Below are 20,472 nucleotides of genomic sequence, written 5' to 3' on the forward strand. Positions count from 1 at the left end.
GTGATGAGTGAGGAGGTTAAAATGAGTGAACAAAACGATAAAGATGAACGGAACGGGGAGAACTATGGCGTTAGCTCCTCGCGGCGTGCTTTTCTTAAATATACCGGAGGAGTTTTGGCAGCGATGCTCGGGCTTGGAGCGACGGGCAAAACGCTGAAAAGAGAAGACCTGCTCCGGCCTCCGGGGGGACAGGACGAGACTGATTTTATTTCCAGATGCATTAAATGCGACCGCTGCCGAAGTGTCTGCCCTACTTCTGTGATCGGTTTGGCGAACTTGTCGGACAGCATGTTGGACGCCCGCACCCCGGTAATGAAATTCCATCTTGGTTACTGTGATTTTTGTAACAAATGCGTGGAAGTCTGTCCTACTCAAGCTTTGAAGTCTTTTGACATGAAGACTGTAAAAATAGGACTTGCGGAAGTAAAAAAAGATATCTGCATAGCCTGGGACTCGGTTGGCTGCACCATATGCCAGGAAGAATGCCCCTACGATGCCATCCTACTGGATGGGCAGCGCCGCCCTATAGTTGAGTCTGAAAAATGCAACGGATGCGGTCTATGCGTGAAAGTCTGTCCGGCCCTGGTAATGCGATCGTATGGGGGAGGCAAAGTACGCGGTATAGAAGTTGAAGTCATTGCCAGGAAAGGGGGAGAGCTCTTTGGAAGGAAATAGGACAAGAACCCTGAGAATGACGACGATGGCAGTGGTTGTGCTCCTTATTGTTATTGGCGGGGTTTGGGGTGCCGGTACAGGCACATTATCTTCCTTTGGGGTGAAGAGCATCTCAGCCATTTGCCCGCTGGGCTTCCTGGAAACGACCCTGGCCAGCCGGACGTTTATGCCCCATCTATTCATCTCCTTCCTGGTTATCGCCGGGATCACAGTGCTCTTGGGCAAGGTCTTCTGCGGCTGGATCTGTCCTGTTCCTCTGGTGCGCTACGGGTTGACGAATAGAGCAAAGGAAAGTCAGGAGGCGGAAACGGACAACGACAGGGAAAGTTCAGCGCCGGCGATTTTTAAAAAGAAAGAAACTGCAGATGGGTTCTGCACTCAAGCCGGCCTCGCCCTTGATCAGAATTCTGTCACAGGATTATCTGTGCTTGGAGCATCCCTGGCCAGTTCTGCTGTCTTTGGCTTTCCTGTATTCTGTCTCATCTGTCCCATCGGGCTGATCTTTGCGACTTTATTTGCCCTCATGCGCCTTTTCCAATTTAATGAACCAACCTTTGATCTGCTTATTTTTCCTATTGTGATCATAGTTGAACTTGTGTTTCTGAAAAAATGGTGCAGCAAATGGTGTCCGGTAGGGGCTTTGCTCGGTATCTTCAGCCGCTTCAACCGCAGGCTTATACCCACGGTGGACAGCTCCCTTTGCTTGGAAGAAACGAATCAGGTCCATTGCCACCAATGCCAGAGTGTGTGCAGCTTTAATCTGGATCCTAAGCAGCTCCCCGGTACAAGTGATATCAGTGAGTGTACCAAGTGCAAGGAATGCGCGGATCGCTGCCCGGTCCAGGCAATTACATTCCCGTGGAAAAAATCGGTGGGAAGAATCGGACAAATCAACTCTTATAAAAATGACAAGGAGGATATTGAACATGGCAAAAATCAATGAAGTTAAAGCAATGGTGGAGGCGGGAAAAACAAAACTGATTCCCGGTCTGGTGCAGGAAGCGCTGGATGAACGGAAGAGATCAACAAAATGAGCAAAGAAATGTTCTGACTTAGCTTGTTCTGGTTTGCATATTCCTTTGGTAACAATAAAGCTTCTTTTTGATGCATGCGAAAAGAGGCTTTTTGTTAAAATAATCTCCGCCGGTGGGCGGAGGGTGGAGGGCTCTTATGTCTATCATTGATTCTCTTCAGGAAGTGCTCCCTTTAATTCGCTGTATAATTCATGAAGATATTGCTTTAGCCATGACAGATAAGACAAAGTTTATTGCCTATTATCCCGCACAGGATTTTGATTTAAAGATCAAGGTTGGCGATCAAATACCACCGGGAGACCCTGTGCTGGAAACGATTAATACAGGGAGAGAGTTTTCCGGCATCATGCCGAAAGAATTTTTTGGGATCACGATCAAAGGCGGGTGCTTTCCGATCCGGGATGAAAGGGGGCAGATTATCGGCGCGGTGACGATGGCCAGAAACCTTGAACATCAAGCCCGGATCGACGAAGCGTCCCAAACCATTCTCACGTCCCTGCAGCAAACAAATTCAAGCCTGGAGGAAATTGCCGCAAGTTCACAAAAGCTGGCAGCTTCAATAGAAAATATTACAAGGCTGGGCGAAGTAAACTACCAAAAAATAATGGAAACGGATACGATTGTTTCCTCGATTAAGACTATCTCCAGCCAATCCAATCTCCTGGCACTCAATGCAGCGATTGAGGCGGCCAGGGCGGGGGTGTCGGGCAGGGGTTTTTCCGTTGTCGCCGAGGAGATGAGAAAACTGGCCCAGGTCAGCGGTGAATCCTCACAAAAGGTGTCCAATACTTTACTGGAGATAAAAATGGCAGAAGATGAAATAAGCAAGCAAATTCATGAAATAAGTTTGGCAAGTCAGATTCAGGCAGCGGCTACAGAAGAAATAACATCCTCTTTACAGGAGATTGTATCTTCATCCGAAGTGTTGGTAAATCTGGCAAAAATGGAGTAAGATACAGGTATAAGAAACAGGTATAAGAAAATGGTGAACAAAGGAGTCATATCCCGTTCACCATTTTCTTATATCCGGGTGTAACTTTTCGGCCCTGGCCAGCACTAATAGGGTAGAGGAGGGAAGATAGAGTGAAAACCATGGAAGAAATCTATAAAACCTATGAAAAGCCTATCTTCCACTACTTCTACGGCCTGACGGGCAACACCCATCTCGCCGAGGAATTGACCCAGGAAACCTTTTTTCAGGTCCTGAGGACTTTTTCCGGATTTCGGGGGGAAGCCCAGGTGACCACCTGGCTGTACAAGGTGGCGCGCAATGTGTACAGCATGTGGAAAAGGAAACAGAAGGCAAGCTTCCCCCTGCCTGAAGCGGAGCTGTTAAAGGGGCCGGCGTCTTATGAACCGGACACGGTTCTGGAATTGAAAGAAAAGCTGAGTCTGACAGGGAAAGTACTCCAGGAACTCCCCGAGAACTATCGGGAAGTGTTCTGGCTGCGGGAATGGCATGAATTGGCCTATGAACAGATCGCCGTGATTATGGGGAAGTCGGTGCCCTGGGTAAAAGTTACCTTGCACCGGGCCAGACTGCAATTCCGTAAAAACTACGCAGAAAAGGAGGGAAAGGAATGAAAGAGCAAATATCTCTCCCTTGTGAGGTAGTTCAGGATATTCTTCCCCTGTATGTGGAGGGGGATGTCAATCCCGGGACGAAGGAGCTGGTAGAAAAGCATTTGGAAGAATGCGGCTCCTGCCGGGATTTTCTCCAGGAATTAAAGAATGAAGAGCCTGTGCTGGATCATATTCCGGAACATCTGCCGGAACCGGATACCTTTAAAAAGTGGCTGAGACGATTTAGAGTAGGTGCGATAGCGGGGCTGATCGTCTTAATATTAGCAGCTGTCGGGATCGGTGTGGTGAGCTATAAAGCCGGAACCGTGGCCGAAAAAGAAACGATCAGCACCAAAGATGTGGTCAGGGTATTGAAAAAGGCAGGACTTAGCTTGAAAGCCAGCCCATCTCCAGTCATCGATCCAAGTGAATGTGTATTGGGTGATGTGCAGCCAAAGATTTATGGTATAGATGAGGAAGGCCTTGGCCAATTATATATTTATGAGTTCAATTCGACTTTGGCCAGGAGAAACATTCTCGAAAGCATTAAGAGTATGGAAGATGATCCATTCACAAGTTCGCAAATTCCGAGTGTTGCTTATGCAGCAAAGAATATGGTCATAGTTGCAGTCTTAAATATCTCTGAAGAGAATTGGCAAAGTGATTATGATAAGATTGCTCCAATGACTCAAGCCTTGGGTAAAACGATCTTTTACGATTTGAACCAAGGGGAAAAATGGGTGCTTTATGGTGAAGGAAAGGATTGGGAAGCCAAGCTCGTGGTATCCACTTATGAAGAATGGTGGACAGGTGAAGATGGCTATAAAAAGTTTAAATTTTATATGACGAAAACTCCTTTGGTAAACTACAAAGGTAATTCGGAAGAGATAAAAGATATCAGCTATAGCTTTGAGTACCTTAATGGGAAATCAACTCTGACGGAGGAAGATTACCATCAAGGCAACTTCGATGAAGAACAAACGGGTTTCTATAGAGGCTCGCCCTTGTACTGGGGAATCTATAGCGGTACAACCCATACAGTCGATAAGAATGAAACAGGAAAATTCTCTGTTCAGTGGAATGGTGAAGAAGAGAGCTTTGAATTGACCTTACGGGAACCGTAAAAAGCGAGGGGCTGTGTGTGAACAGCCTCTTTTAATTATAGTTATCGCCGCTATGCCTGGTGAAATTCCCAAACGTTTGGGAATTTCACCAGGCATAGCGGCACAAATACCTCCATGGTAAAACCGTGAGTATATACCTGGTGAATATCATGCAGTATAATAGACAGCAGACAAAGACAAAATACGAAGTAGGATTTTTAAAGAAACGATTGGAGCGGATAGTTCTGAATAACAAGCCGGAGTGGAAGAAGAATATTATACTCTTTTTAACCAGCCAGACCATATCCCTCTTTGGTTCATCCTTAGTTCAATATGCCATCATGTGGTATATCACCTTAGAGACCCAGTCAGGAATGATGATGACCATCTCCATTATCTGTGGTTTTCTGCCCACCTTCTTTCTCTCTCCCTTTGCCGGAGTGTGGGCCGATCGCTATAACCGTAAAATACTGATTATGCTGGCTGATTCCATGATCGCCATTTCCACCCTGATTCTGGCCCTGTTATTTTTCGCCGGATACAAAATGATGTGGCTGCTTTTTGTAATGTCCGCCGTCCGTGCTCTTGGCGCAGCGGTGCAAATGCCGGCGGTGGGAGCTCTTATCCCTCAGCTGGTGCCGGAGGATAAGTTGATCAAGGTAAATGGCATAAACGGAAGTATCCAATCAGCTGTGATGCTGGTATCACCGATGTTAAGCGGGGCACTGCTTACCTTTACCACCATTGAAGCTATCTTTTTCATTGATGTTGTTACCGCCGCTCTGGGTGTTTCGGTTTTGTTGTTCTTTTTACAGGTGCCTGCTCACCGTAAAGCACAGGAAATGCCATCAGTCAGTTACTTTGCAGATATGAAGCAAGGGTTGAAGTATATCAGGGAACATGCTTTTCTAAAAAGTTTCTTCATTTTTTGTGCTTTGTTCATGGTTATGGCGGCACCGGCGGCTTTTCTGACGCCGCTTCAAGTCGCCCGGACCTTTGGGGATGATGTATGGCGTCTTACCGCTATTGAAATGACCTTTTCCGTCGGCATGATGATCGGTGGCATCCTGATGGCAACTTGGGGTGGCTTCAGAAACAGGATTCATTCCATGGCCTTCGGAACCCTTTGCTTTGGCGTCTGTACCGTTGCGCTGGGAGTCATTCCTGTTTTCTGGCTGTACCTGGTTTTTATGGCCTGTGTAGGAGTGGCCATGCCGATCTTTAATACTCCCGCGACAGTAATGCTTCAGGAGAAAGTAGAGCCTGATTTTCTGGGCCGGGTTTTCGGGGTTCTGTCCATGATCTCCAGCACCATGATGCCCCTGGGAATGCTCATTTTTGGTCCGATAGCGGATGTTATGGCCATAGAAGTGCTGCTCATCGGCACCGGTGTGATCATGGTCCTGGAGAGCGTTTTCCTCTTGGGCAGCAAAGTGCTCCTGGAGGCCGGGCAACCAAAGGTTAAGCCTATAGAACCATTGAACTAGATAGTACACATTATATGTTGGAGAGCTAAGAAGATTTCATTAAATAATGTAAACTGGGAGAATGATATGGATTTTCGGCAAATTGAGGCCTTTGTTTCCGTCTATCGCTTACGGAACTTTTCCCGGGCAGGCAAAGCCCTGTTTCTGACCCAACCGACGATCAGCAATCACATCAGCGATCTGGAGATTGAATTAGGTGTGAAGTTATTTGACCGTTCCAGTCGGGAGGTTATGCCTACGGACACAGGAGATATTTTTTATCAGTATGCAGTTAATCTGTTAGAAACCAGAGATTGTGCCATTTCCAGCCTTAATCAGCATAATCGGCAGATTGAGGGGAGATTGGAGATCGCGGCTTCAACTATTCCCTGTCAGTATTTGCTGCCTAAAATTATGATGGGTTTTCAGAAAATAAACCCTAACATCAAGTTCCTGATTCATCAAGGGGATACCAATCAAGTTATAAGAGAAATCCGGGAGAAGAAATATCAAGTGGGGATTGTCGGTACCCGCACAGACGAGGATAAACTGGATTATGAGATCCTTACCAAGGATCGCCTGGTGCTCATTGCTGCCAGGGATTGTATAGAGCCAGCAGACAGGTCCTGTATAGCGGCAGAGAGTTTGCTGAAGAAGCAATTTATCCTCCGCGAAAGGGGTTCAGGGACAAGAGAAGAATTTGAAACGGCGCTTAAGAAAAAAGGCATTGATCCTGACATGCTCAAAGTTGTGGCTGAGATGAACAATACAGAGGCCATCAAGCATGCTGTAAGTGAAGGTTTGGGAGTGGCGGTGGTCTCATCCCTCAGTGTGGGTGATGAACTGAAATCAGAAGCATTTCAAGCATTTAGTATTGATGGCCTTGAGCTTGAGCGGTTATTTTATTTAGTGACTTATCGGAACCGGCCGCTTTCCCCCAATGTAGCTGCTTTCCGAGAATTTATCCTTAATTATTACGGTAAAAATACATGCTGAAGCGACAATTCAAGAATTAAATAACTTTCTGATTCACTGCTTAGAGAATCTCGTTGAGCATTCCCGTGAAGCAGAGGATCACCAAGAGTCCGAAAGCCCTGATAAATTCTCCGGTTCCGCTGATGAGGCTGACTTCGGGCAGCATGCCGATCAGCAGGGTTACCCCGATGGAGGCGCCAAAATACCGTCCCAGTTGGACCAGGCCGCTGAGCACCGTTCTATCCTCACTCTCTACAGCGTTCTGGGAATTGATCAGGAAGGTGGCCATGATTCCGCCGGCACATAAGCCCATCAGAATCAAGAACAGGCAAAATGAAATGATCTTAACGGTATAAAGAGAGTACAAGAGGAAGGTAGAGCTGAAGGAAAGAATAAGCCACAGGTATCTGGGGACCTGCCCTAACTGAAGCTTGCTCAGGCGACTGCCCCCAAGGAGTCCGGAGGTGAGGCTGACCATAAAGATTAGAAGGGTTTTGCTTTCATCCAGCGGGAAGCCCTGCCGGCTGAGCATGACTCCACAGAGGGGCAGGAGAACAGCCAGACCGTACATGATGGCTCCCGACAGCACGGCACTGATCAGGGAGCGGCGAATAATTTTGGTTTTGAGGAATTCCATTTTGATGATGGGATTCTTTTGTTTTCTTTCGTTGATCACCAGCATTGCCCCAGTGAAGACCAAAGCCGGGAGAAGGGCGGCGCCTATCAAGCTGAACCGGCCCTGATGGCTGAGGGCATTGGCAAGGGTGACGGCGAGAAGACAGAAGCCTCCAAAAAGTAAACCGCCCAGAATATCGATCTCTTTTAGCTCCATATCTCTTTTGCTCTCTTGCAACTTTTTCCCCAGAAGCACCAGGAGCACAGAAAAGGCAATCATCCCCAGGTTCAAAAAGAAGATCCAGGACCAGCCTAATTCCCTGGTGATGAAACTGCCCAGAGGCGGGCTCAGGAGGTTGGAGAGAAGTTGAACCAGGCCGAACAGGCCGATCATTTTTCCCCTCTGCTCAGCCGGAAACATATCGGATACCATGGCCATGGCCACGGGGCTGATGATTCCGGCTCCAACACCCTGAATGACCCTTGCCCCTATGAAGTAGGGCATAGTGGTGGCGAAACCGCCGCAGAAGCTGCCTAGAGCAAAGAAGCACATGCCCAGGATGAAGAATTTCCGCTTGCCATAGATATCGGCAAACTTGGCGAAGAGGGGGATGGTGGCGATGGAGGCCAGCATGTAACTGGAGAAAACCCAGTCGTACAGAGCGCTTCCCCCGATTTCACTGACAATAAAGGGCATAGCCGTTGCCAAAATAAGCTGCATCATACCAATGGCGAATATGCCAAAGAGCAAGCCTATAAACCCAAGAATAACCATCCCCTCCTATTCTTCAAGGATCAAGACATAGCCCGCATTACCCTCCACGCGGATCTTCTGGCCTGTTTTGATTTTTTTAGTGGCATCCGCTATTCCCACCACAGCGGGGATGCCATACTCTCTGGCCACCACGGTTCCGTGGGTGAGCAGGCCGCCGACTTCCATGACCAGGCCGGAGGCGTTGATAAACAGTGGAGTCCAGCCGGGGTCTGTAAAGGGAGCGACTAAGATCTCCCCTTTGTTTACAGAGGCTTCAGCAGGGTCGGTGACTACCCTGGCGATGCCCTCAATCATTCCCGAGGACACAGGCATGCCGATCAAGGAGCCTGCGGGGAGATCTTTTCTTTGGTAGCTGGCCTTAGGCTCCTCACCATCGCTGGTTAAAAGGCGGGGGGCACCGAGCTTCTTAAAGTGGCGGTACTCTTCTTTCCTGTTCTCCACCAGCTCAATGAGACTGCGGTTATCCTGTATGGCTTGATAGAGTTCCCAAAAGCTCACATAGAAAATATCTTTTTCGGTTGTCAGCAGACCTTTTTCTGCCAGGTGTTTGGCTTCGGCTAAAAAGGCCCGCTTACAAAGCAGGATCAGCTTCATGATTAAATATTTAGGATGTTCACGGACAGGCAGGTAGTTGCGGGCTATCCTGATCAGCCTGCGCATAATTTTTGTTTTCAACTTACCATGCTTACGTTCAACCTCCTTAATCAGCTCGTTCGCCGCCTGCAGGGCTTTTTCCTTGGTAAGCTGGTATTCCTGGCGGTGAATGCCTTCTGGAGCGGAATGGACGATGGCCAGAATGGATTTGACTAAAGACTCGGGATGCTCGCTCCAGCGGTCCTTAGCCATATCGATCTCACCGGCGGCCCGCATATCGTATTTGATCATAAAAGAGTGAAAAGACTCCTTGAAGGCTTCGTGCCCGGGGAGGTTATGGATACGAGTGAACAAGGTGCCGTAATCTTCACTTTCAAACTCATGAATTAAATCAGGAGAGCGGCGCACCTGATCAGCCAAATCGCCTATGAGCAGGCCCATTTCCGTAGTGATATTCCCTTCCAGTCCGGTGACAAGGACATTGGTGTAGTTCCGGCTTCCCAGCAGTTTTTCCTCCCAATGCTCCAGAGCCTTGAAGCTGGCGATGGCCGGCATCAGCCTGGGCAAGAGATTTCTGAAATCGGCTGTAAAATCTGCCGTTCTCCTGATCGCCTCCAGCCGGTCGGTGCCCGGTTTGGCTTGCTCTATAGCTTTTTCAGCATCCCTGACCCGATGTTCTATATACTCATTGACAGATTGGATGGCGCCCTCGGGTTTTTTGAAAAGAATGTTTTGGATAGCCTTAAGGACAATAGGTTTAAAAAAGTGTTTAAACGCTCTGGCAGTCTCTTCATTCTTTTTGATACGGTCGGTAAAGCCGGGCCGGTTGATCAATTCAGCCATGGCCTCGGCAGCCAGAGCGTCCACATTTTTAAAGAAGAGAGGGAAGACTTTGCGGGCGGTTTTAAGAGCCAGGATTTCACTGATATCGATATAAACCCTGCCGGCCGCCTCTTTGACCCGCTGATACTCTTCAGCACTGCGGGCGCCTTTGTCAAAGGGAAGCATCAGCCGCAGCATATCAATGCCGAGAGGGGAAATAGGATCGGTCATAACCTGAATATGATTTAAGGAAATATAGACATGCAAGGCATTGTCTTGAGGGAGGGGGGCGGGGAGAGGATAGAGGGAAGTGATGGCCCGGCTCTGCAGGATGCTCAGAGTCGGCGAACCATGGGAAGAAAGCCCGGAACTCAGGCACCACTCGATGTCCTGGGGACAGCCGTAGTGCTGTTCGATAGTTTTGCCAAGTGCGGCCAAGTCTTGAATCAGGGTATCATCAAGAACCTGGCGGGTGGCTTTTTCCCCTGTGATCGCCACTTTTTCAGTTCCGCCGCCCGGGACGGGCAGGATAGCCAGCTTTTTCTCGGCGATGGATTTGCTCTGAATTTGGCCTGATGCTTTATTAAAAGTATAGATATCCGGTGAGACAAGTCCGGAGACAAGAGCTTCCCCCAGGCCATAGCCGGCATCGATGGAGATAAGGCCCCGGTGTCCGGACACCGGGTCGGCAGTAAACATGATTCCGGATACTTCAGGGAAGATCATCCTTTGAATGACCACGGACATATAGACCTTTTCCTGGTCAATGCCGTTTTGCATACGATAAAGGATGGCTCGATCCGTAAAAAGCGAAGCCCAGCAATTGCGAAGAGCATCCAGAACTTCTTCTTCACCCTTGATATTCAGATAAGTATCCTGTTGACCGGCAAAGGAAGCGAAAGCCAAATCCTCAGCGGTGGCGCTGGAGCGGATGGCATAGTAATGCTGTGTTCCTGATTTTTGCAGAGCCTGGAGAACGGCTTCCTTGACAGACTGGGGAATCTCCGCCATCCTGAGTCTTTCCCGAATGGCTGAGCCAATGGGCTTAATCGTATCTAAGTCGGCGTCTTTAATGGTTTCAGCTATATATTCATGGAGATTATTGATGTTAAGGAACTCCTGGTAGCTTGTGGTGGTTACGCAAAATCCATCGGGTACAGGAAAGCCTGCTTTGGTCATTTCCCCAAGGTTTGCTCCTTTTCCGCCAACGAGAGGCAAGTCCTTTTGATCAATATCATTAAAGAATAAAGTATAATGCTTTGCCATAATGTGACCTCCTTACGCTTTAGCACCACTTAGAAGCACTTCAATGAGCTGCTCCCGCAATTGCACCAGCTCTGCAGGTTCCTGAAGAAACTGGCAGGAGATGAAATAATTTACGGTGATAAGCTGAAAATTTCTGGCCAAGACCAGAGTAGGGATGTCCTTTCTCACTTCCCCGTTTTTCTGAGCTTCGGCAATCATGTTGAGAATGACCTTCTCTAACCCACTGCGGTGGGGATGATTGAAGGGATTGGCTGTGGGAATATTAAAAAGGGTTTGCATCCTGAAACTCAGGTAAATGGCTGTCAGCTCCGGATCTTTGCCGAAAAAATCATGTCTGAAATCCAACAAGAGCCGAAGTTGCGCTGCGATTCCTTTGTGCTCCTGGAGTTGAGCCTCCATCTCCTCACCGAAATCCATGATCGCGGCTTGAACATAGGCACTGAGTATAGACTCCTTATTTTCAAAGTAGTTGTACAATGTGCCCTTGGAAATATCGGCTTTTGCGGCGATTTCTTCCATAGAAGTTTCCGGGAAGCCTTTCGCCCTGAATAGTTCCAGGGCACAGTGGATGATGCTTGATTTGGTTTTTTCTTTTTTGCGCTCTCTTCTGTTCATCACGTCTCTGTCAAACCTTCCTGAAAATAGTATACGGTAGTATATTTTTATTCTAATGACTAAAATTATACTACCGTATATAAATATTAACAACAAAAATAGTGCAAAAAAATTAAGTGGAAAATTATTGTGTGTCATATTACTTTGACACACATAGCAATATGTGATACGTTATATATCGAGAGGTGAGAATCTATGGCAGCAATAATTTCTACCGATCTTATTCGTGGGCATACGGATACCGTTATTTTAAATGTTTTGCGCCAAGGGGATAGTTATGGCTATGGGATCTATAAGACGATTATTGAGCTCAGCGGCCATCAATATGAACTGAAAGAGGCGACTCTCTATACAGCTTTCCGGCGCATGGAACAAGAAGGGTGTATAGCTTCCTATTGGGGAGACGAAACCTATGGCGGAAGAAGAAAATATTACCGGATTACAGATAAAGGTTTGGAAACTTACGAGAAAAATATCAAGGATTGGTACCTGGCGAAAAAGATATTGGATAAGTTGGTTCTTAATAGGATAGATCAGGGAGGAATTGGTGGCTATGAGAAAGATTGAACATGAGTTGGAGCATAAAATCTCAGCCTATATCGACGCTTTATTCGCCGGAGTGGGGGCAAGCCAGCAGCTCTTTGATTTAAAGGAAGAAATAACGACCAATCTGAATGAGAAAACCTTAGACTATAAAAATAAAGGGATAAGTGAAGACCAGGCGTTTAAGGAAGCTATCGTGTCCTTAGGGGACTTGAGCGGTTTGGTGGCGGAGATGAGGCAGATCGGCCAGGATAAAGCAAAGCAAGCCGTTTATTCCACCATGACGGCAAGAATTTCTCTCGCGGGAACTATAGCAGGGGCGCTGATAATTTTGTTTGGATTTTTTAATGTCGCTATGTTATACTTCATGAAGCTGGATGCTGTTAGTATATCAGGGTCAGGAATATTTATCGTTGCCGGCGGTGCCCTGCTGACTTACAGCCTATTGACCAGAGAAACCCGCCAAAAGTATGCTATGAATAAGATAAGAGCAGGGCTTTATGCTTTGTCGGTGGGACTGCTGCTCTTTGGTATGTTTTCAGCTGCAGTTGCCGGATTTGCGACAGGGGAAATGTTTATTGCCATAGCTTCACTGATGGTATTTTTTCTCGTCGGCTTTGGCGTGTTCCTGTTTTTGATTTTGACCGGACCGGATCGCCGTAAAAGATAGTAACTACGGAGGTGTTTCCAACCTTGTATGTTTATCTTGTGTTTTCGAAAACAGGCACATGGCTTTCCAGGGTACTGACTCTTTTTACTGGGGAAAAATATGTCCATACATCCATCAGCCTGGACCATGATTTGAAAACCATGTATTCCTTTGGGCGGGTTACGCCCAACAATCCATTTTCGGCCGGCTTTATTAGAGAAAATTTTAATAAGGGTGTTTTTTTAAAAAAGAGCAATTGTGAATGTATTGTTTACCGGATAAAAATCAATGAAATTCAACATGCGATGTTGATCAATGAACTGTCTCGGTTTATAGCCGCTGATCAATTCTTAAGATACAATTTCCTGGGGCTGTTTACCGCCGCCATGAGAATCCCTATGCGCAGAGAAAATCACTACTTCTGTTCTCAATTTGTTTCTGAACTGCTCATGAAGATCAATTTATTGCAAAATCCGTTTCCACCGGAACTGATTAAACCCATGGACTTGTATCATATCGAAGGTAAAGAAGAAATTTATCAGGGATTTACTTGGCAATATGGGGCAGCATCTTTAGGGAACACGAATCGGGGGTGTGTTGCGAAATGAACTATTTCATTGAGCAGCAGCCCCTTTTTACGTGGAAGGTGTGACCCCATTTATTTTAATCGTTAGCATTAAAAAATCATATTGAAAGAATAGAGGACTTTTGCTGAGAAATGTCAAAATTGTGTATACATTAGTCATTGTAGTAACTTTCACATGATGGGGGTGGAAAATGAATAATCGGTTAATGAATATATCTACTATCGGGAGTTCCCAAGCCGTCGCTGATGAATTATATCGGGTCACATCTCTATACTTTGGTCATAAAGTCCAAATGAGAAATAAATACTATATCAAAGAGCTTCCGGCCAATTTAAATGACGACCTTTATATTGTGCTTCCTACAAGGGTGGAGGAAGCCTCTAAATATGTGGCCAGACAACGGATATTCCCTCTGGAGCTCGTTCCCGAAGACCTTTTCTACATAAGAGTTGCCCGCATTTCCCCAGGAGCCAATGTGGTGATCTTTAACAATAACGGTTCCCAGGCCAAAGCCATCGAGCAATACCTTCACGAGCATGAGGTCAATCATGTAAATTATAGTCTTTTTGCATTTACTGAGATGACCAATGATCAGGCTAAGGAAATATTGCAGCAAGCTGATTACATCGTGGGCATGCAGGGCTATGTAGAGGCTAAGGGAGTTCTCTGGACTCAATACGGGCAATACGTTGATAAGCATAAGGTATCTATTATCGGATTTAATCGGGCTATTAAACCTGATGATATACTGCATCTGACCGAAAAGATTGTCGAATTTAATTTTAATCAGATACTGTCCAATACCCAGGGTATCAGCTTTGACTTAAATGCTCATATTCAGGAAGTTATGAGTTCGATGGAAGGTATCGTGAACTTTATGCAGGATACGAATTCAAGTATCCATGAAGCCCACGACCGCATCCAGAAGCAAGTGGAGCGGATCGATGAAACCATTGAAGTTACCAATGATCTCAACACCAATACCCAGAAGATTGATGAGCTGATTAATACCATCAAACAAATATCGGATCAAACCAATCTGCTGGCTCTTAATGCAGCTATTGAAGCAGCCCGTGCCGGAGAAGCGGGGAGAGGCTTCGCTGTGGTCGCCGATGAAGTAAGAAAATTGGCGGAAAGAAGCAAGCAATCCATCCAATTTATCCAGCAGCTGGTTGCCAATATAAAACAAACCAATCATCGCACTGTTCCTTTGCTCCACTTCTTAGCCGGAGAAATTAAGGACATGGATGAGATCATTAATAAAATACTCAATAGCTCCACAATCAATCAAACGGAGGCAAAATCCATATCGGAAGCCTTGAATCGCGTTACAAAGATCAGTGAACAACTGACCAATGAGTTTATAGCCTTTAGTTTTTAATGATTTGAAATCCAGGAAATGGATGAGAAAAATCGTCAGAAACAAACATCCCCTCTCGTCTTATATACCAGATGCAGCAGAATATGATGCTTCGCGGTATTGGAATGGGAGGGGATTTTATGTTTAAATTTAAAATTGCGACGACTTTGGTTTTGGGAATGTGCTTGACACTGGCCGCTTCCGGATCAGTGCAGGCAAACGAAGATAGAGCTGTGGAACAGGCTCCGGATACCCGGCCTGCCTTGACGAGCATGACGGTTGAACCCAATGATCCGGTGGTAAGCCCTGCCGAACCTGGGCAAGGGGTTGATCCGGCCCTCCAGGAACTGAATAAAGTGATCTATCAATTTGTCTTTGAGGAACATCGGGGGGAGTTTGGGGACAAGGGGTTTGCCGTTACCCATACCGGTCTTATGAGTGATCATGTGGAGATCGGCATCCAGCCTTACAGCGAAGAACATGCTCAATATCTGTATGGCCTGTTCGGCAAAGAAAAGGTTAAAGTGGTTGAAGGAGAATTCGCCTCGCCTTTAGCTGCAGCTGCAGGCGGAGCCGAGCCGGCTGTAGATCCTCTTGCTGTTTCCGGTGCGGAGGCAGGAAATGCGGCACAGGCTAAGGATGCTTCTGCTGCAAGAGACGGGGCCCAAGAAGAAGGTTCCGACGCCATTCTTTATGGATTAGGTGCTGTGGTGGTCCTGGGAGCAGGAGCTTTTGGAGTCAAGCGCACCCTTTCCCGGAGCAAAAAATAATCATAGTGAAAAGAGTAAAAGAAATGAGGATGGAGATACTCTCTGTTAAGAAGAACTACCGAGGTGATGCACAGTGTTTAAGCGATTCCTGATTGTTTTGGCTTCAGTACTTTTACTGGCGGGGTGTGCGGCCAAGGCGCCCCAGACACCCCAGGATCAAAATGCTGATCTGGATAAACCAGGACAACAAGTAGGGACGGATTTGCCGGTCGGGGACCAAGGTCAGCCGAAAGAAGATGCCAGTCTGGGAAACATACATCTGGGCGATCCCTTTAGCCAGGCAGAGAAAATCTTAGGCAAGGACTATCAAGAAACTTTCTATGATGAGCCTGGGCATTTCCCTGAAGCCTGGTACAGCAGAGAGTATAAGCAAGGCATCAGGCTCATTGTCGGAAAAGATTCCGGTAAAGTGCTGGAGATTGACGCCATTGCCGCGGACTTCACCACCAACCTCGGTGCCAAGGTAGGAGATACCGCTGAAAAGATTAAGGATGTGTATGCTGACAAATACAAACCCTTCGAAAGCAGGCATGGTGAGGGACCTTTGGAGGGCTTCTATCTGCTGGAGGATGGTCAGCTCATGATCTTTGACTATAATCGGGAAGATAACCAATTGGTCAATGCGAATGTGAAGCCGGATTCTAAAGTGGAGCTGATCAGGCTGACCCAATCTCAATATTTGGACTAAAGGCGATTAACAGGCAAAACCCCATCCGCAATTTGGATGGGGTTTTGTTTAGAAACCAATCCCGCCAAACTATAATATATTATAAATAGGCGGGAGAGAGAGTTTTCACGATCTATTCGGCATCACGCCCAGACAGCCGGGCTCCCAGGTCAAAGGCTTGCCGGCAATCCTGAGGGAATCGCTCTTGGCGCACCTGGGCTTTATGCCGCTCATTAAATTGGGAGGCTTCATAGTTGGCGTAATTGTCAAACTGATAGGTATCTGCGGCCAGGAGATATTCGGAAGGTCCATTAAGGAGTTCGAGGCTGCGGGCATTGGCTTTAAAAACCGCTTCGTAGCCAAGCTGAGGCAGGAAATCCTCAGGAACATTCATAGTGTAGATAAAACCTGAGGCCACTTTTCTTGGGAAAACAGTACGCTGACCTTCATTATAGGAAAGAAGGGAGAAAAACAGCCGCTCCAGAAAGGAGCGCATTTCTCCAGTGACATTGCCAAAGTAGATGGGCGAACCCAGCAGCAGGACATCGCACTTCAGCACCTCTTCCAAAAGTGGGGTCAGCTCATCTTTGAGGACACAATGCCCAATGGGGCTGGAGTTCTTGCGTTTGCACCCAAAGCAGCTGATGCATCCTTTATAATTCAGCTCATAAAGATGAACCATGTCTGTTTCGGCACCTACGGATTGCGCTCCTTCAAGAGCTTTATGCAATAATGTAGCCGTGTTCCATTGCTTGCGGGGGCTGCCATTAACAGCAATAACCTTCATAGTAATACCTCAACTCCTTATGTTAATGTGTTTGCTTCATTGAGCAGTGATTTGCTTTCACTTCTATTATATTAGGGAGAGTCTTAAAAACAAAGGTTTGCAATTATGGGCAAGGATGTTTATAATACTGAAAAGAAGTGAATAACTGGATGAGGTTTTCAGGAGAACAGGGTAGGCTAACCATGATGAACTGAAAACGGACAGAACTCTGGAGAGTTCCGCAAGGACGCCGAAGGGGCAAGGCAGCAAAGCTGTTCAATCTCTCAGGCAAAAGGACAGAGCGCATAGTTTGTGAATGATGCTTAAGGCATACTATTACTGCCGATAAGCGGGTTCGCAAATGCTCTTGTGTACCAGAGTCAAATTTAGGATTTGGCTCTTTTTTATTGGTAGAAAAAGCGAAGAGAAACAAAAAAGAAAAGGGGTAAAGAGCATGAGCCTAGAACCAACCCGTGATACGTCCAACCGCGTGATTATTTCTATCTTAGGCAAGGATCAAATAGGAATTATCGCCTGGCTGACCGGGCGCTTGGCGGAAAAATCCATCAATGTTCTGGATCTTAGTCAAACCATTCTCCAGGGTTTTTTCACAATGATTATGATCGTGGATGTTACTCAATCCACGGCCTCCTCCTTAACCGAGCTCACCAAGCAATTGCAAAGCGAGGGAGAAGCCCGGGGCTTGAAGGTCAATGTTCAGCATGAAGATATTTTTGAATTTATGCATCGGGTATAGGGGGAATTACTGTGAAAATGCATCTGGCTCCTCATGAAATACTGCAAACCATTGCAATGGTGGAAAATGAGAATTTAGACATCCGTACCATCACGATGGGCATAAGTCTGCTGGACTGTGCCGGAGATGATGTACAACAGGTGGAACAAAAAATCTACGATAAAATTACCCGCCAGGCTGAGCATTTAGTCAGTGTGGGGGAAGGCTTAGCTGCTCGTTACGGCATTCCTATTGTCAATAAAAGAGTCTCGGTAACTCCGGTGGCCCTCTTGGGTTCCAACTTTAATCCCGAAGAAATGGTCCGCCTGGCCAAAGCCTTAGACAGAGCGGCCAAGACGGTGGGGATTAACTTCCTGGGAGGTTTTTCCGCCCTCGTTCAAAAAGGCTTAACCAAGGGGGACAGCTCCTTGATCGAAGCGATTCCCCAGGCCTTGGCGGAGACAGAGTTTGTCTGCTCCTCGGTGAATATCGGTTCCACCAAATCGGGTATCAATATGGATGCTGTGCTGAAGATGGGGGAAGTCATCCTGGACAGCGCCCGGCGGACAGCGGCTCAGGATGGTATCGCTGCTGCCAAACTCGTGGTCTTCTGCAACGCACCTGAGGATAATCCCTTCATGGCCGGTGCCTTTCACGGAGTGGGAGAGCCGGAAGCGGTGATCAACGTAGGGGTCAGCGGTCCCGGCGTTGTTGCTCATGCCGTCAAGAAAAGCCCCCAGGCAGATTTGGGAGAACTGGCCAACCTCATTAAACGAACTTCCTTTAAGATTACCCGTATGGGTGAATTGATTGGCAGAGAAGCTTCCCAGGCCTTGCAGGTTCCCTTTGGCATTGTGGATCTTTCCTTGGCCCCGACTCCGGCTGTGGGAGATAGTGTGGCGGAAATTCTTGAGAACATGGGTCTGGAACGCTGCGGTGCTCATGGGACCACGGCTGCTTTAGCCCTGCTTAATGATGCGGTGAAAAAAGGAGGAGCTATGGCATCCTCCCATGTGGGCGGTTTAAGTGGAGCCTTTATCCCTGTCTCCGAAGATGCGGGCATGATCGAAGCTGTGGAAGTCGGCGCCCTGAGCATCGAGAAGCTGGAGGCCATGACCTGTGTCTGCTCGGTAGGGCTGGACATGATCGCGATCCCCGGAGATGTGGAGCCGGAAACCATCGCCGGAATTATCGCCGACGAAGCCGCTATCGGCATGATCAATAAGAAGACAACCGCTGTGCGGGTGATACCGGCCATCGGCAAAAAGGTGGGGGAGCGGGTTGAGTTCGGCGGACTGCTGGGCAGCGCCCCGGTGATTAAACTGAACCCCTTCTCTTCCCGTGAATTTATCCGGCGGGGCGGCAGAATTCCTGCTCCCATAACCAGTCTATCCAACTAAAATTGGCCTTTGCTGAAAAAGGAAAATGGAAGGTGATTCCAATCACATTTTTTTAGAGCAATTCAGGTTAGAATAAGTCATAAGCAAATGATTGAATCATAAGCAAATGGCCTGCAGGAAAAAGGGGGATTTTATCATGGCACAAATTATGAAAAATATTGAGTTTTCCCAAGTTCTTGACCTGAATGAGCTGATTACTTACCAACAGGGACAAGTGATCAGCCGCACCCTTGCTCAGACTCCTATCGTCAGCATTACCTTATTTTCCCTGGATGAGGGAGAGGGCATCAGCACTCATACCACTTCGGGAGATGCCATGGTGCAAATTCTGGATGGTGAAGCGGAAATCACCATCGGAGATAAAGTCCTGATCGTGAAAGAGGGAGAGACCCTGATCATGCCCTCTGATGTTCCCCATGGTTTGGAAGCCAGGAAACGGTTTAAAATGCTTTTGACGGTGATTAAGCACTAGGAACAGTATTTTTGATGAGGCAGACGCGGGGGTCTGTCTCTGCTGTTTCGTCCTGGAAAAGTTTCCAAAGCCCCGGAAGCCCATGTGTGCAAAAGGAAGATATGGATAAAATATATCCTGTATATATGGCTGCGGATGTGGTGGTCCTGGCTCCACCTATTGACTATTGGCATCTGCAAGTCTATATCGTAAGAGGATTGTAACTACAAGTAAATTTAAATTCAGGAGGAACTTCATGATGCAACTGGAAGTATTTTTTGATTACACTTGTCCCTACTGCTATTTAGCTTTCCATGAACTGAAACAAATTCTGCCAGAGTATCCCGAGCTTACAATACAGTGGCGTCCATGTGAAATCAATCCGCAGACAGAACCCCGGATGTCGGACTGGGACGAAGCTTCCCTGTGGCTCATTGAACTGAGGCCTCGCCTAAAGCAAGCAGACTTGTCCATTCATCGCCCCTTTGAACCCGGCAATTACACCAGTCTGGCAATTCAGGGATTGTTGTTCCTGGACGGGCAAGGGGCAGATATTATACGTTACAATGAGGCAGTATATTCCGCCGTGTTCCGCGATGGCAAAGATATTGAAAACATAGATGTGCTTAGCGATTGTGCCGCTTTGGCCGGAGGTGATGTGGATGCGTTCCGTCAGGCGTTGGTTTCGGGAACATACAGGGAAAAACAGCTGGCATTAAATCAATATGCTTGGCAGGAAAATGCTCTGGATTCCGTACCCTCTTTTCGGCTGGGTGATGCCCGCTTGAACGCTGTGTATGGAGCCGGCGTGTTGCGACAGCAGCTGACGGAGTTCTTTGAAAAGCATATTGCCCGGTAAAGTTGTCACTAAGCGATATGAGGATGGGACATACCTTCTCTACAAGAGGAAGGTATGTCTTTTCTTATGTATGAGAAAAATTGGTATCATACATTACTATCTGGAATTCGTCGGTGCGAGTCTTTTTCATTTTAGGGGAGGGGTTCCTGTGATAAGGCAAATCAAAGAAAGCTTAGACATT

General features: G+C 47.1%; 20 protein-coding genes, 2 pseudogenes and 1 riboswitch. Of the genes and pseudogenes, 18 read left to right on the plus strand and 4 right to left on the minus strand.

From position 1 onward, the window contains the following. Positions 1-21: 21 nt before the first annotated feature. The 8 genes and pseudogenes from BUA14_RS06590 (at position 22) to BUA14_RS06620 (ending at position 6,837) form a co-directional block, all read left to right on the plus strand. Positions 22-675 carry a 4Fe-4S dicluster domain-containing protein gene (locus tag BUA14_RS06590; RefSeq protein ID WP_072771875.1) on the plus strand — a complete coding sequence of 218 codons (654 nt, stop codon included), beginning with the start codon at positions 22-24 and terminating at the stop codon, positions 673-675. Then, positions 662-1,618 carry a 4Fe-4S binding protein gene (locus BUA14_RS06595; protein WP_072771876.1) on the plus strand — a complete coding sequence of 319 codons (957 nt, stop codon included), beginning with the start codon at positions 662-664 and terminating at the stop codon, positions 1,616-1,618. Before BUA14_RS06590 ends, BUA14_RS06595 begins: the two co-directional genes overlap by 14 nt. Continuing rightward, positions 1,602-1,688 (plus strand): annotated as a pseudogene (locus tag BUA14_RS27430) (cobalamin-binding protein); the annotation flags it as partial. The gene BUA14_RS06595 and the pseudogene BUA14_RS27430, both read left to right, overlap by 17 nt. Positions 1,689-2,355: 667 nt before the next feature. Then, positions 2,356-2,661 (plus strand): annotated as a pseudogene (locus tag BUA14_RS28960) (methyl-accepting chemotaxis protein); the annotation flags it as partial. A 140-nt stretch (positions 2,662-2,801) separates the two neighbouring features. After that, positions 2,802-3,293: an RNA polymerase sigma factor gene (locus BUA14_RS06605; RefSeq protein ID WP_242954597.1), complete on the plus strand. Its 492-nt coding sequence runs from the start codon at positions 2,802-2,804 to the stop codon at positions 3,291-3,293. After that, positions 3,290-4,396 (plus strand): DUF2275 domain-containing protein, encoded by a 1,107-nt coding sequence (locus BUA14_RS06610; protein WP_072771879.1) that lies wholly within the window; start codon positions 3,290-3,292, stop codon positions 4,394-4,396. The genes BUA14_RS06605 and BUA14_RS06610 overlap by 4 nt, the downstream gene beginning before the upstream one ends. 209 nt (positions 4,397-4,605) lie before the next feature. After that, positions 4,606-5,862 (plus strand): MFS transporter, encoded by a 1,257-nt coding sequence (locus tag BUA14_RS06615; RefSeq protein WP_072772155.1) that lies wholly within the window; start codon positions 4,606-4,608, stop codon positions 5,860-5,862. 66 nt (positions 5,863-5,928) lie between these two features. Continuing rightward, positions 5,929-6,837, plus strand: coding sequence for a selenium metabolism-associated LysR family transcriptional regulator (locus tag BUA14_RS06620; protein WP_072771880.1), 909 nt, complete (start codon positions 5,929-5,931; stop codon positions 6,835-6,837). A gap of 40 nt (positions 6,838-6,877) precedes the next feature. Here BUA14_RS06620 and BUA14_RS06625 read toward each other — a convergent pair whose 3' ends face one another. The 3 genes from BUA14_RS06625 to BUA14_RS06635 are packed head-to-tail and all read right to left on the minus strand — an operon-like array spanning position 6,878 to position 11,503. Next, complete coding sequence (locus BUA14_RS06625; RefSeq protein WP_072771881.1) at positions 6,878-8,206, minus strand: MFS transporter; 1,329 nt, start codon at positions 8,204-8,206, stop codon at positions 6,878-6,880. Positions 8,207-8,212: 6 nt separating this feature from the next. Further along, positions 8,213-10,888: a phosphoenolpyruvate synthase gene (locus tag BUA14_RS06630; RefSeq protein ID WP_072771882.1), complete on the minus strand. Its 2,676-nt coding sequence runs from the start codon at positions 10,886-10,888 to the stop codon at positions 8,213-8,215. 12 nt (positions 10,889-10,900) lie between these two features. Then, entirely contained in the window at positions 10,901-11,503 is a 603-nt protein-coding gene (locus BUA14_RS06635) for a TetR/AcrR family transcriptional regulator (RefSeq protein WP_242954598.1), read from the minus strand. Between the two features lie 195 nt (positions 11,504-11,698). On the opposite strand from BUA14_RS06635, the gene BUA14_RS06640 reads away from it, so the two are divergent. The 6 genes from BUA14_RS06640 (at position 11,699) to BUA14_RS06665 (ending at position 16,100) form a co-directional block, all read left to right on the plus strand. Next, entirely contained in the window at positions 11,699-12,070 is a 372-nt protein-coding gene (locus BUA14_RS06640) for a PadR family transcriptional regulator (RefSeq protein ID WP_072771884.1), read from the plus strand. After that, entirely contained in the window at positions 12,057-12,716 is a 660-nt protein-coding gene (locus tag BUA14_RS06645) for a permease prefix domain 1-containing protein (RefSeq protein ID WP_072771885.1), read from the plus strand. Before BUA14_RS06640 ends, BUA14_RS06645 begins: the two co-directional genes overlap by 14 nt. A gap of 23 nt (positions 12,717-12,739) precedes the next feature. Continuing rightward, a complete protein-coding gene (locus tag BUA14_RS06650; protein ID WP_072771886.1) occupies positions 12,740-13,303 on the plus strand; it encodes a hypothetical protein in 564 nt (187 codons plus the stop codon). An 856-nt stretch (positions 13,304-14,159) separates the two neighbouring features. Beyond that, positions 14,160-14,663 (plus strand): methyl-accepting chemotaxis protein, encoded by a 504-nt coding sequence (locus BUA14_RS28965; protein WP_242954599.1) that lies wholly within the window; start codon positions 14,160-14,162, stop codon positions 14,661-14,663. Positions 14,664-14,782: 119 nt separating this feature from the next. Further along, a complete protein-coding gene (locus BUA14_RS06660; protein WP_072771888.1) occupies positions 14,783-15,412 on the plus strand; it encodes a hypothetical protein in 630 nt (209 codons plus the stop codon). 73 nt (positions 15,413-15,485) lie between these two features. Then, positions 15,486-16,100 (plus strand): hypothetical protein, encoded by a 615-nt coding sequence (locus BUA14_RS06665; RefSeq protein WP_072771889.1) that lies wholly within the window; start codon positions 15,486-15,488, stop codon positions 16,098-16,100. 112 nt (positions 16,101-16,212) lie between these two features. On the opposite strand, the gene BUA14_RS06670 is transcribed toward BUA14_RS06665, so the two are convergent. Continuing rightward, positions 16,213-16,866: a flavodoxin family protein gene (locus BUA14_RS06670; RefSeq protein WP_072771890.1), complete on the minus strand. Its 654-nt coding sequence runs from the start codon at positions 16,864-16,866 to the stop codon at positions 16,213-16,215. 198 nt (positions 16,867-17,064) lie between these two features. Next, a riboswitch (glycine riboswitch) is annotated at positions 17,065-17,155 on the plus strand. A gap of 144 nt (positions 17,156-17,299) precedes the next feature. On the opposite strand from BUA14_RS06670, the gene BUA14_RS06675 reads away from it, so the two are divergent. The 4 genes from BUA14_RS06675 (at position 17,300) to BUA14_RS06695 (ending at position 20,291) form a co-directional block, all read left to right on the plus strand. Beyond that, the gene (locus tag BUA14_RS06675) at positions 17,300-17,602 is read left to right on the plus strand and encodes an ACT domain-containing protein (protein ID WP_011461681.1); all 303 of its coding nucleotides are present in this window, start codon (positions 17,300-17,302) and stop codon (positions 17,600-17,602) included. A gap of 11 nt (positions 17,603-17,613) precedes the next feature. Then, complete coding sequence (locus tag BUA14_RS06680) at positions 17,614-18,981, plus strand: PFL family protein (protein WP_084078482.1); 1,368 nt, start codon at positions 17,614-17,616, stop codon at positions 18,979-18,981. 136 nt (positions 18,982-19,117) lie between these two features. Continuing rightward, the gene (locus BUA14_RS06685; protein ID WP_072771891.1) at positions 19,118-19,453 is read left to right on the plus strand and encodes a cupin domain-containing protein; all 336 of its coding nucleotides are present in this window, start codon (positions 19,118-19,120) and stop codon (positions 19,451-19,453) included. Positions 19,454-19,688: 235 nt separating this feature from the next. Continuing rightward, positions 19,689-20,291 carry a DsbA family oxidoreductase gene (locus tag BUA14_RS06695; protein WP_072771892.1) on the plus strand — a complete coding sequence of 201 codons (603 nt, stop codon included), beginning with the start codon at positions 19,689-19,691 and terminating at the stop codon, positions 20,289-20,291. The last annotated feature ends 181 nt before the right edge of the window (positions 20,292-20,472 follow it).

It is taken from the genome of Desulfitobacterium chlororespirans DSM 11544 (genome assembly GCF_900143285.1).
GTDB classification, from domain to species: Bacteria; Bacillota; Desulfitobacteriia; order Desulfitobacteriales; family Desulfitobacteriaceae; genus Desulfitobacterium; species Desulfitobacterium chlororespirans.